Here is a 12197-nt window from a genome sequence, read left to right as displayed (position 1 = left end):
TCAAACGATCTCGGGCTTCATCTTCGCCAGCCTGGCGATCTATATCGTCAGCAAATTGGGCGCACCGTCTGCGGGCATGCTGAACAAATAAGGCCTCCAGCGAGGCTTTTAGCTTCCTGATTGAAGAAGACGGCCCGCATCCGATGGATGCGGGCCGTTTTTTATTGGGGATCAGTCAAGATCGGCATCGGGCTGATTCAGAAAGATCAGCACACCCAGTATTGCCATGTAGAACCTGAAGGCTGCGTCCTGACCATTCCAGATGTCGGATTGCCACATCAGAAACCACTCGCCGCCAACAACCATGAAGCCGAAAAACCACACGAAAAACCCTGTCGTCAAACCCGCTACGGCCCACTTCCTGGCCTGCCTGAATTCATGCCCACCGGCTGACCGTGAGCGCCAGAGCTGTAGTGCGCCGTAGCCAAGCAGTCCACAGGTAATGGCTTCGCCAAGGATGATCAGCCAGTAGGCCCCATGCCACACCCAAGGCAGATCAATTGCGCGATACCGGGCGGCGTTGTCAGGGAAGGTGGTGTCCATGCTCAGCACGTGCCGGACGAAGTTGAAGTTGGAACCGTAGTCGGTGATGTTGTTGAACACGGTCATGAAGGCGAATGCGGCGAGCGCCAGGGTCATTGCAATCTTTGCGTAGCGAATGGTCATTGGTGCGTCCTTTGCTTTTTTCGACAAAGAACGCTATCACGCCGGTTTGCAGGTTCGGGAATCTTCCTGTTGTGAGGCGTTTCTGAATTTGTCGAGTGATGGTGCATGCTTGTTGCCGCTATGAATGCTCGAAGTGTCCGCTCAGCCGCCAACCCCTGACTTGCCGGCCGGTAAAAGGTAAACTTCCCGGCCTTCGCAGGAGCAGCCATGAATTATCGTCACGCCTTCCATGCCGGCAATCACGCCGATGTGTTCAAACACCTGACCTTGACCCGCCTCATCGCCCTGATGTCGCGCAAGGAGCAGCCGTTTGCCTATCTCGACACCCACGCCGGCATCGGTCTGTATGACCTTCAGGGTGATCAGGCCAGCCGTACCGGTGAGTACCTGGAAGGCATTGCGCGTTTGTGGGATCAGCCGGATCTGCCGATCCTGACCGCTGATTACATGCAAGTGCTGCACGAGATGAACCCGGATGGCCAGTTGCGCTATTACCCGGGGTCGCCGGAGTTGGCGCGGCGTCTGACTCGCCCGCAGGACCGTGTGTTGCTCAACGAGAAACACCCGGAAGATGGCGTGCTGCTCAAGGACAACATGGCCGGTGATCGCCGGGTCAAGGTGCACTTGGGCGAGGGCTGGCATGTGCCGCGGGCCTTGCTGCCGGTGCCTGAGAAGCGTGCGGTGATGTTGATCGATCCGCCGTTCGAGCAGCTCGACGAGATGCAGCGCTGTGCCGCGTCGTTGAAAGAAGCGATCGGCCGGATGCGCCAGACCGTGGCGGCGATCTGGTACCCGGTGAAGGATCAGCGCGCGCTGCGCCGCTTCTATCAGGACCTGGCCGGTACCGGTGCGCCGAAGTTGTTGCGGGTGGAGTTGCTGGTGCATCCGCTGGATACGCCCAACAGCCTGAACGGCTCCGGGCTGGCGATTGCCAATCCGCCGTGGGGGCTTGAGGAAGAGTTGCGTGAGCTGCTGCCGTGGTTGTCCCGGAAGCTGGGGCAGACCCAGGGTGGGTGGCAGATGGATTGGTTGATTGCCGAGAGTTGACACTGTACCTGTAGGAGCGAGCTTGCTCGCGATGGACGCAAAGGCAACGCGTTAAATCAGAAAGTACGCGCTATCGTTAACGACCATCGCGAGCAAGCTCGCTCCTACAGGTTTGTTGACCGATTAAATCGGGCAGGTCACGCCGGTACCACCAATGCCGCAATAGCCTTCCGGGTTTTTCGCCAGGTATTGCTGGTGATACGCCTCGGCAAAGTAGACGGTCGGGGCCTGGTCGATTTCGGTGCTGATTTCACCGAGACCGGCCTTGGACAGCTCGACCTGGTAGGTTTCCTTGCTCTTGAGCGCCGCGTCCAGTTGTTCCGGGCTGGTGGCGTAGATCACCGAACGGTACTGGGTGCCGATGTCATTGCCCTGGCGCATGCCTTGCGTCGGGTTGTGCAATTCCCAGAACATCGCCAGCAGTTCTTCGTATCTGACCTTGGCCTTGTCGTACACCACCAGCACCACTTCGGTGTGGCCGGTCAGGCCCGAGCAGACTTCTTCGTAGGTCGGGTTCGGCGTGAAACCGCCGGCGTAACCGACCACGGTGCTGACCACGCCTTCACGCTGCCAGAAGCGGCGTTCCGCACCCCAGAAGCAGCCGAGGCCGAAGATCGCGAAGTCGACGTCTTCGAAGAACGGGCCGAGCAAGGGGGTGTCTTTAAACACGAAGTGCTTTTCAGGCAGGGTCATCGCGGTTTCGCGGCCGGGCAGAGCTTGTTCTTTAGTCGGGAGCACGTTTTTGTTCACCAGAATTTCCGAGCGCAGAACCATGATCAGTCCTCTCAGTCAGGTTGGGTTGTAAATAAACAGGCTGTCAGTGTGCCCAATACCTGCCCGATACGCACTACCTTGTGGGAGCGAGCTTGCTCGCGATGAGGGCATAACTTTCAGTATCAATGTCGACTGATCCACCGCTATCGCGAGCAAGCTCGCTCCCACAGGTTCTTTGCCTGCCACAGAATCTGTGTCCGCCGCAGATTCTGTGTTTGTCAGGCGATTGGGCCGCGCGGGTAGCGTTTGAGCTTGTCGATCAGCTCGTTGCCCGGGATCGGACGGTCGAACAGGTAGCCCTGGCCGACGTCGCAGCGGTGACGGCGCAGGAACGACAACTGGTCGGCGGTTTCGATGCCTTCGGCCACGACCTTGAGCTTCAGGTTGTGGGCCATGGCGATCACCGCGGAGGTGATTTCCATGTCGTCCTGGTTGTCCGGGATTTCGTGGATAAAGCTTCGATCGATCTTGATGATGTCGATGGGGAATTTTTTCAAGTAACTGAGCGACGAGTAACCGGTGCCGAAGTCGTCCATGGCCAGGGTCAGGCCCAGGCGTTTGAGCTGGTCGAGCTGCAAGTGGGTGTCTTCGGTGGCTTCCAGCAACAGGCCTTCGGTCAGCTCCAGCTCCAGCAAATGAGCCGGCAGGACTTCTTCCTTGAGGATGTTGGCAATGGAGGCGACCAGGTCCGGGTCGGAGAACTGCTTGGGCGACAGGTTGATCGCCACTTGCAGGTTGCCCAGGCCGGCGGCGGTCAGGGCTTTGCTCATGCGGCAGGCCTGGCGGGCGATCCATTTGCCGATCGGAATGATCAGCCCGGTTTCTTCGGCGACGCTGATGAACTGGTCCGGGCGGATCATGCCCTTTTCCGGATGGTCCCAGCGCAGCAGTGCTTCCATGCCCAATAGGCGACCACTGCGCAGGCACAGTTTTGGCTGATAGAACACGTCGAGTTCGTTCTGGGTCAGGGCGCGGCGCAGGTTGTTTTCGACGAACAGTTTGTAGCTGGCCTCGGCGTTCAGCGCTTCGGTGAACACTTGCACCTGGTGTTTGCCGTTGGCCTTGGCCTTGTGCAGCGCCAACCCGGCGTTGCGCATCAGGGTTTGCGGGTCGCGCCCGTGCAGCGGTGCGCAGGCCAGGCCCACGGAGCCGGTGACGCTGATCAACTGGTTGTCGACGAACATCGGTTTGTCGAGGGTCGCCAGCAACTGGTTGGCCACTTGCTGGCCCTCCGTGAGGTCGCTGTCGTCCAGCAATACGGCGAATTCGTTACTGGCGAATCGCGCCAGGCTGCCGCTAGGGATCAGGCTGTTGCGCAGGCGCCGGGCCAGGCTGATCAGCAGTTTGTCGCCGGTCTGGTGGCCGAGGCTGTCGTTGATCCGCTTGAAGTTGTCGATGTCCACCAGCAACAGGCTGATCGGCGCGTCGCTGTCCCGGGCGAAGCGTTCATCGAGGTTGCGGATGAACGCCGGGCGGTTGCCGAGGTTGGTCAGGTTGTCGGTGTAGGCCAGGCGCTCGATACGCTGCTGTGCGAGCTTGGTCTGGGTGATGTCTTCGTAGATGCCGATGTAGTGCGTCAGCTCGCGGTTGTCGCCGTAAACCTTGGAGATCGACAACTGGCCCCAGTAGGGTTCGAGGTTTTTGCGGCGGCTTTTGAATTCGCCCTGCCAACTGTTGCTCTTGGCAAGTGCTGAAGGCGCGTCGAACAGCAGTTCGCTGAGGTTCTCCAGGGCTGGCAGTTCTGACAGACGCTGGCCGTGCACTTCTTCGGTGGAATATTGGGTGATTGCGGTGAAGCTCGGGTTGACGTATTCCACCACGCCATCGCAGTTGACCAGCAAAAAGGCGTTCGCACTTTGTTCGACCGCGCGCTGGAACAGGTGCAGGGCGCTGGTGGCGGTTCGCCGGTTGTGGTTGCTGATGACCTGGGCAAACTGGTCCGCCAGTTCTCCGGCGAAGGCGATTTCATCCGACTGCCAGGCGCGGGTCGCCCCGGTTTGCTCCAGGCACAAAACGCCGACCACCTGGCCATCGACGCGGATACTGGCGTCGAGCATTGCGTTGACGTCGCGCGGGCGCAGGCTTTCGGCCATCTCCCGGGTGCGCGGGTCGCGCATGGCGTTATGGGCGTCGATGGCGCGGCCGGTGTGCAGGGCGTCGAGGTAATCGGGGAAAACGCTGACGTCGATCGGTTGCGGCAGCAGGTATTGCTGATTCGTGCGGTGATAGGCCGAGATCGGCACCAGCATCGAGCCTTCGAGGTGCCACAGGCTGGCGCTGTCGATTTCGTAGATGTCGCAGGCGCTGCGGGTGATCAGCTCGGCGGCTTCGCGCAAGGAGTTGTTGCTGCTGTAGCGTTGACGGGTGAGCAGCAGGATCAGGTCCTGCTGGGCACGCACCCGGTCCAGATGCAGCAGTTGCTCCTGCTGGGCGCGCTGATTGAGTTCCAGGGCAATCTGCAGGCGCGAGTTCTGGGTTTCCAGATCCAGGGCCGGTTGCAGCGGGTCATCTTCGAACAGGCCGTCGATGACCAGCAGGTAGCCGCGCAACAGATGTCGATTGTGTTGTTTGTAGGCTTCGCCCAGCTCCAGCAGGCTTAGGGAGCCAGAGGCGGTGTGCAGGGTGTAGCGGATCAGGTAGTGCGTGCTTTCAGTCAGCTGTTGCTGGATCGCGTCGTGCAGTTGATAGCGCGCTTGCGGCTCCATCAGGCTGGCGTAGGGCGAACCCACCAGCGCACACAGCTCAACGGCGGGCAGGCCGAACTGGCGTTCGCAATTGGGGTCGAGAAACAGCAGCGCCCAGCTGGGTTCATTAAGCCGTTCGAAACGCAGCATGCCGAGCCGCGAGGGCACAGGCAACTGCGTCACTACCTCGGCCACCATACGGCTGGCGGCATCGGGTTGGCTTTTCATGGAGGGAAACTCGCTTCGAATATGCTGAACGCGCCGGGCTCTCGCCCTCTTTACTGTTGCCTGCGGCAAGGTTGCATCATTGCGACACCGACTGACAAGAGAGATGAAGGCCAAGTGCTATAAGAATATGTCGGCAGACGACGGGTTTTCTTCAGTCGGTGGTAAAAAGTATCGCTATTCGCCGAAAAATCGCAGTTTTGCAAGTATTGCAAATGACTGCGATCTGTTTCCGGGTCAGCGAATCGGGATGCCAATGGACTGCAAAAGCTTGCCCTCCCGGTCGTGATAATTCACCTGGAGCTGCCCGGCATCGACGACCAGGTGGGCAAAGTTATCCTGGCTGATCACGTTGCTGGTCAGCTCATGCCGATAGTCGCCGGAGGCGGTGCGGACCAAGGGTTGATCGAGGGCGAACGTGGAAGCCGTGGCATAGGGCAACATTCTGCTGTTGCACAGCGGTGACGAGACGATGGTGTGGACTTCGAAGTCCGGGTCCTCGCTGTGGGTCAACCGGCTGGTCAGCGAACCGTGAACATCACCGGAAATGAACACGACGTTCGTGATGCGGTGTGTGCGAATGGTCTCCAGCAACCGCAGCCGTTGTTCGGGGAAGGCCTGCCAGGCGTCATCATCCGAGCGTTTTTGGTCAGGGTAGAACATGACACTGGTGACCACGAATTTGACCCGCGCCGGGCTGTCGATCAGCCAGTCGCACAAAGCCTGTTCCTGGGCTGTATCGAGAATGCGTCGGTCAGTGGCCGACAGATTGCGTCGAGTTCGACTGTCGGTCACAAACCATTCGATATCGCCTTCATTAAATTGATACCAGTATTTGTCCAGTCGTTTATTTACAAGTCCATCATCGGTGAGTGCATGAGCTGGACTATGGCTGGCCTGATACAACTCATAGGCCCTGATCGCGTTTGCATATAAGTAGTCATCGGACTTGCTCTTGTTGGCGGGCCAATTGTCTTCTATTTCATGGTCGTCAAGGATCATGTAAGTGGACAGGCTGGACATTAATCTGGCGATATTTATCTGCGAAAACGCCACACGATATTTATGCAGGATTTCCTTGAGTTCCCGATCCGGGGCAATGATGTTCAAATCATCGACATAGATTTGGTCGCCCGTCATCACCAGCGCACTGACGGGAGGACTGGCTTGCTCCACCAGACGTGAAATTGAAGCGAAGATTCTGTCGCCCAGGTGAGGGGCCGATGCGATACCTGCGGTTATGCGCAAGTATCGGCAGGAACCGACAATGTAGGCCTTTGGCAGGCCGGCCTGGCTGGAACGGGTCCGCAGGTGATAAACCTGCCGTGGCCATTGCAGCGGCAGTTCATTCAGCGTGTCGATGGTGTGCACCGGACTTATCGGGCTGAACCACCCCGCCTGATACTCATAGTCGGAGTCGGCGGACAGGTTGTTTAGTGCAAAGACTTCGCACATGTCGCGCTCGGGTTCGAGTTTCGCAAAGTTGCCTGTTGACCATTGGTCTTCGCCTTGTCGTCTATAACGGATGCCGGCAAATACCAACGTGTTTTTATTGTGTTCGCCGCGCAAGAAAATACGCGCGTGATTAGTTGTGATGTGGCCAATAATCGGGCCGACAGTTGGTTTAAGCATGTTTGAATCCATTCGGCTGCTTGTGAATTGGTTAGATGGTTGTTTCGGATGTAATAAGTAGACTTGCAGCCAAGGCTAGTTATTTGGCCCGAAAAAATATCTGGCAGAAATGGATTCGAGTTGTGGGCGATATCAGCCACAAATGTAGGAAGACGTTTTAAGTAAAACATCAGGCAAAAAAAGCCCCGCCAAATTGGCGGGGTTGAGGTACGAGCGTGGCGCTCGGAAACGTGGAACGCAACTGGCCCTCCGGTGAAGGAGGGCCGGTCGGTGTTACAGGAGCATGGTGCGGATGTCGCCCAGCAGATCGCTCAGACGCTTGGTGAAGCGTGCAGCAGCGGCGCCGTTGATCACACGGTGATCGTAGGACAGCGACAGTGGCAGCATCAGTTTCGGCTGGAAGGCTTTACCGTCCCAGACTGGCTGGATGGTTGCCTTGGAAACACCGAGGATCGCCACTTCCGGCGCGTTGACGATCGGCGTGAAGCCGGTGCCGCCAATGTGACCGAGGCTGGAAATGGTGAAGCAGGCGCCTTGCATCTCGTCCGACGAGAGCTTCTTGGTCCGGGCTTTTTCAGCCAGGGAAGCAGCCTCGGCGGCCAGTTGCAGCAGGCTCTTCTGGTCGACGTTCTTGATGACCGGCACCAGCAGGCCATCCGGGGTGTCGACGGCGAAGCCGATGTTCACGTATTTCTTGCGGATGATCGCTTTGCCGCTTGGCGCCAGCGAGCTGTTGAAGTCCGGCAGTTCCTTGAGCAGGTGTGCGCAGGTCTTGAGCAGCAATGGCAGCACGGTCAGCTTGACGCCGGCCTTCTCTGCAACGGCTTTCTGGGCAACACGGAACGCTTCGAGTTCGGTGATATCCGCCGAGTCGAATTGCGTCACGTGCGGCACGTTCAGCCAGCTGCGGTGCAGGTTGGCGGCGCCGACCTGCATCAGGCGGGTCATCGGCACTTCTTCGATTTCACCGAAGCGGCTGAAGTCCACGACCGGAATCGGCGGGATGCCCGCGCCACCGTTTGCGCCGGCAGCAGCGGCCGGTGCTTCCTTGGCCTTCTGCATCATGGCCTTGACGTAAACCTGCACGTCTTCCTTCAGGATGCGACCGTGCGGACCGCTGGCGCCAACGGCGTTCAGCTCGACGCCGAATTCACGGGCCAGTTGACGCACGGCAGGGCCGGCGTGAACTTTTGCACCAGGCTTGGCTGGCGCGGCGACCGGCGCAGCAGCAGGTGCAGCGGCGGCGGTAGGAGCAGCAGCTGGAGCCGGTGCGCTCGGAGCAGCAGCGGCAGGCGCCGGTGCAGCGGCCGGAGCGGCGCCTTTGACTTTCAGCTTGAGGATCAGGTCGCCGGTACCGACTTCGTCATCGAGCTTGATGGAAACGCTTTCCACCACGCCAGCGGCTGGCGAGGGGATTTCCATGCTCGCCTTGTCGGATTCCAGGGTGATCAGCGACTGGTCGGCCACAACGGTGTCGCCGGCCTTGACCAGGACTTCGATGATCTTGGCCTTGCCTGAAGAACCGATGTCCGGAACGTGGATGTCCTGAACGCTGTCGGCCACTGGAGCAGCCGGTGCCGCAGCGGCAGGGGCAGGCGCAGCGGCGGCAGCTGGCGCGGCAGCCTGGGCCGGAGCAGCAGCCGGTGCAGCAGCACCCGCCACTTCCAGGTCCAGGATCAGGTCGCCGGTGCCGACTTCGTCGTTGAGCTTGACGCTGATGGCCTTGACCACGCCAGCGGCAGGCGACGGGATTTCCATGCTCGCCTTGTCGGACTCCAGGGTGATCAGCGATTGATCAGCCGCGACGGTGTCGCCGACCTTGACCTGGATCTCGATGATCTGGGCCTTGCCCGACGAACCGATGTCCGGCACGTGCACTTGCTGAACCGAAGCGGCGGCAGGGGCAGCGGCAGGCGCGGCAACAGGTGCCGCAGCCGGTTTGGCCTCAGCCTTGGCAGCCGGTGCGGCTGCCGCAGGGGCCGCTTGCGCGGCACCTTCGACTTCCAGCTCCAGCAGTTCGTCGCCTTCTTTCAGGCGATCGCCCAGCTTCACTTTCAGGCTCTTGATGATACCGGCCTTCGGCGCAGGCACTTCCATGCTCGCCTTGTCCGATTCCAGCGTCAGGATGCTCTGGTCGGCTTCGATACGGTCGCCGACCTTCACAAACAGTTCAATTACTTCACCTTCACCGCTGCCGATGTCAGGTACGCGAATGAGTTCGCTCACAAAATCTCTCCTCAGCAGTCCAGTGGGTTGCGTTTTTCCGGGTTGATACCGAACTTGGCGATGGCCTCGGCCACCACTTTAGGTTCGATGTCGCCACGGTCAGCCAGTGCTTCCAGGGCTGCCAACACCACGAAATGACGGTCGACTTCGAAGAAATGACGCAGTTTCTTGCGGCTGTCGCTACGGCCGAAACCGTCGGTGCCCAGGACTTTGAATTCCTTGGACGGTACCCACTGACGGATCTGCTCGGCGAACAGTTTCATGTAGTCGGTTGAGGCGATGACCGGACCTTTACGGCCGTTCAGGCACTCTTCGACGTAGCTCAGCTTAGGCTTCTGGCCCGGGTGCAGACGGTTGGTGCGCTCAACGGCCAGGCCGTCGCGACGCAGTTCGTTGAAGCTGGTAACGCTCCACACGTCGGCGCCGACGTTGAACTCTTCGCGCAGGATCTTCGCTGCTTCACGGACTTCACGCAGGATGGTGCCGGAGCCCATCAGCTGAACGTGGTGCGCCGCTTCGCGGTTGTCTTCTTCGAGCAGGTACATGCCTTTCTTGATGCCTTCTTCGGCACCGGCCGGCATGGCTGGCTGCTGGTACGACTCGTTCATCACGGTGATGTAGTAGAAGACGTCCTGTTGCTCTTCGGTCATCTTCTTCATGCCGTCCTGAATGATCACCGCCAGCTCGTAGCCGTAGGTTGGATCGTAGGTGCGGCAGTTCGGGATGGTCGCGGCCAGCAGGTGGCTGTGACCGTCTTCGTGTTGCAGGCCTTCACCGTTCAGGGTGGTACGGCCGGCGGTGCCGCCGATCAGGAAGCCACGGGTGCGGCTGTCGCCAGCGGCCCAGGCCAGGTCGCCGATACGCTGGAAGCCGAACATCGAGTAGAAGATGTAGAACGGCAGCATCGGCTGGTTGTGGCTGGAGTACGAAGTACCGGCAGCGATGAAGGAGCTCATGGCGCCCGCTTCGTTGATGCCTTCTTCGAGGATCTGGCCCTTCTGGTCTTCCTTGTAGAACATCACCTGGTCTTTATCGACTGGCTCGTAGAGCTGGCCGACGGAGGAGTAGATGCCCAGTTGGCGGAACATGCCTTCCATACCGAAGGTACGGGCTTCGTCCGGGATGATCGGCACGATGCGCGGACCGATTTCCTTGTCCTTGACCAGTTGCGCGAGGATCCGCACGAAGGCCATGGTGGTGGAGATTTCGCGGTCGCCCGAGCCGTCCAGGATCGCCTTGAGGGTGTCCAGTGGCGGAGTCGGGATGTTGAAGCTCTTGGCGCGACGCTGAGGTACGAAGCCGCCCAGTGCGGTACGACGTTCGCTCAGGTAACGGGCTTCGGCGCTGCCTGCTTCCGGTTTGAAGAATGGCAGGTTTTCCAGCTCGTCGTCCTTGACCGGGATGTCGAAGCGGTCGCGGAACAACTTCAGGCTTTCGACATCGACCTTCTTGGTGTTGTGCGCAGTGTTCTTCGCTTCGCCGGCACCGGTGCCATAACCCTTGATGGTCTTGGCCAGGATGACGGTCGGTTGTTCCTTGTGGTTGACCGCTTCGTGGTACGCCGCGTAGACCTTGTACGGGTCGTGGCCACCACGGTTGAGCTTCCAGATCTCGTCGTCGGACAGGTCTTCGACCATCGCCTTGAGTTCTGGCGTGTTGAAGAAGTGTTCACGCACGAACGCGCCGTCTTTGGCTTTGTAGTTCTGGTACTCGCCGTCGATGACTTCATCCATGCGGCGTTGCAGGATGCCGTCGACGTCCTTGGCCAGCAGTGGGTCCCAGAAACGGCCCCAGATGACTTTGGTCACGTTCCACTGAGCACCGCGGAACACGCCTTCGAGTTCCTGGATGATCTTGCCGTTGCCGCGAACCGGGCCGTCGAGGCGCTGCAGGTTGCAGTTGATGACGAAGATCAGGTTGTCCAGCTTTTCGCGGCCGGCCAGGGAGATAGCGCCCAGGGATTCCGGCTCGTCGCACTCGCCGTCGCCCAGGAAGCACCAGACTTTCTGTTTGCCTGGCTGGATGAAGCCGCGGTGTTCCAGGTACTTCATGAAGCGTGCCTGGTAGATCGCCTGGATCGGGCCCAGACCCATGGATACGGTCGGGAACTGCCAGAAGTCAGGCATCAGCCAAGGGTGCGGGTAGGACGACAGGCCCTGACCGTCGACTTCCTGGCGGAAGTTGTTCATCTGGTCTTCGGTGATGCGGCCTTCCATGAATGCGCGGGCGTAAACGCCTGGCGAGGTGTGGCCCTGGAAGTAGATCAGGTCGCCGCCGTGTTCTTCGGTCGGGGCCTGGAAGAAGTAGTTGAAGCCGATGTCATACAGGGTCGCACTGGAAGCGAAGCTGGAGATGTGACCGCCGAGGTCGGAATCCTTCAGGTTCGTACGCATTACCATGGCCATCGCGTTCCAGCGTACCAGCGAGCGAATGCGGCGTTCCATGAACAGGTCGCCAGGCATGCGTGCTTCGTGGGTTACCGGGATGGTGTTGCGGTAAGGCGTGGTGATGGCGTAAGGCAACTGCGAACCGCTGCGGGTCGCCAGTTCACCCATACGGGTCATCAGATAGTGAGCACGGTCTTCGCCTTCTTTGTCGAGAACCGATTCCAGGGCGTCCAGCCATTCCTGGGTTTCGACGGGATCGAGGTCTTGCATGGCTTGCTCCAGGGCGGAAAGGCTACCAGAATCGGTTGCCTGAGTTAGCGACTGGCCTTGTGGGCAGACGTTATGAATTCTTGGATTGCCGACAGGTTGTTCCGGCGGCGTGTAGTTTTACTACAAATCTTCCGGCATTTCAGCCCGGCTAATGTATATACGAGTAGTAAAACTACAGAAGAGCGGCTTGTGGCCCCCGGCTGCGTTGTGAGAATAATCGTTAAGGTTGGTCTTTTTCCAACTACAAAAGGTAAAAGCTTGATGCTGGCTGCCAAAATTAAAGAAA

Annotated in this window: 7 protein-coding genes and 1 pseudogene; 2 read left to right on the top strand and 6 right to left on the bottom strand. The window is 59.3% G+C overall.

Annotated elements, in window-relative coordinates:
• Position 1: 1 nt before the first annotated feature.
• A pseudogene (locus BSF44_RS31065) lies at positions 2 to 91 on the top strand (sodium:proline symporter); the annotation flags it as partial.
• 80 nt (positions 92 to 171) lie between these two features.
• Here BSF44_RS31065 and BSF44_RS09105 read toward each other — a convergent pair.
• Positions 172 to 666, bottom strand: a complete 495-nt coding sequence (locus BSF44_RS09105) for a DUF2165 family protein (RefSeq protein ID WP_095943224.1) — start codon at positions 664 to 666, stop codon at positions 172 to 174.
• 207 nt (positions 667 to 873) lie between these two features.
• Between BSF44_RS09105 and BSF44_RS09100 the strand changes: the two genes are divergently transcribed.
• The gene (locus tag BSF44_RS09100; protein ID WP_095943223.1) at positions 874 to 1713 is read left to right on the top strand and encodes a 23S rRNA (adenine(2030)-N(6))-methyltransferase RlmJ; all 840 of its coding nucleotides are present in this window, start codon (positions 874 to 876) and stop codon (positions 1711 to 1713) included.
• A 123-nt stretch (positions 1714 to 1836) separates the two neighbouring features.
• Here the strand turns inward: BSF44_RS09100 and msrA are convergent, their stop codons facing one another.
• The 5 genes from msrA to aceE all read right to left on the bottom strand — a co-directional run bounded on the left by msrA (position 1837) and on the right by aceE (position 11911).
• The gene (gene msrA, locus BSF44_RS09095) at positions 1837 to 2487 is read right to left on the bottom strand and encodes a peptide-methionine (S)-S-oxide reductase MsrA (protein WP_095943222.1); all 651 of its coding nucleotides are present in this window, start codon (positions 2485 to 2487) and stop codon (positions 1837 to 1839) included.
• A gap of 218 nt (positions 2488 to 2705) precedes the next feature.
• Positions 2706 to 5399: a bifunctional diguanylate cyclase/phosphodiesterase gene (locus BSF44_RS09090; RefSeq protein WP_095943221.1), complete on the bottom strand. Its 2694-nt coding sequence runs from the start codon at positions 5397 to 5399 to the stop codon at positions 2706 to 2708.
• Positions 5400 to 5633: 234 nt separating this feature from the next.
• Positions 5634 to 7028, bottom strand: a complete 1395-nt coding sequence (locus BSF44_RS09085; protein ID WP_095943220.1) for an alkaline phosphatase D family protein — start codon at positions 7026 to 7028, stop codon at positions 5634 to 5636.
• Between the two features lie 273 nt (positions 7029 to 7301).
• Positions 7302 to 9254: a dihydrolipoyllysine-residue acetyltransferase gene (gene aceF, locus BSF44_RS09080; protein ID WP_095943219.1), complete on the bottom strand. Its 1953-nt coding sequence runs from the start codon at positions 9252 to 9254 to the stop codon at positions 7302 to 7304.
• A gap of 11 nt (positions 9255 to 9265) precedes the next feature.
• A complete protein-coding gene (aceE, locus tag BSF44_RS09075; RefSeq protein WP_095943218.1) occupies positions 9266 to 11911 on the bottom strand; it encodes a pyruvate dehydrogenase (acetyl-transferring), homodimeric type in 2646 nt (881 codons plus the stop codon).
• Between the last annotated feature and the right edge of the window lie 286 nt (positions 11912 to 12197).

Source organism: Pseudomonas sp. ACN8, assembly GCF_002303925.1.
Taxonomy (GTDB): domain Bacteria; phylum Pseudomonadota; class Gammaproteobacteria; order Pseudomonadales; family Pseudomonadaceae; genus Aquipseudomonas.
Note: the sequence above shows the minus strand (reverse complement) of the source record. Positions and strands in the feature narration are given on the sequence as shown.

Bases quoted from the DNA above. Each gene is read 5' to 3' on its own strand.
- BSF44_RS09105 (WP_095943224.1), bottom strand. From the start codon at position 666: ATGACCATTCGCTACGCAAAGATTGCAATGACCCTGGCGCTCGCCGCA.
- BSF44_RS09100 (WP_095943223.1), top strand. From the start codon at position 874: ATGAATTATCGTCACGCCTTCCATGCCGGCAATCACGCCGATGTGTTC.
- msrA (WP_095943222.1), bottom strand. From the start codon at position 2,487: ATGGTTCTGCGCTCGGAAATTCTGGTGAACAAAAACGTGCTCCCGACT.
- BSF44_RS09090 (WP_095943221.1), bottom strand. From the start codon at position 5,399: ATGAAAAGCCAACCCGATGCCGCCAGCCGTATGGTGGCCGAGGTAGTG.
- BSF44_RS09085 (WP_095943220.1), bottom strand. From the start codon at position 7,028: ATGCTTAAACCAACTGTCGGCCCGATTATTGGCCACATCACAACTAAT.
- aceE (WP_095943218.1), bottom strand. From the start codon at position 11,911: ATGCAAGACCTCGATCCCGTCGAAACCCAGGAATGGCTGGACGCCCTG.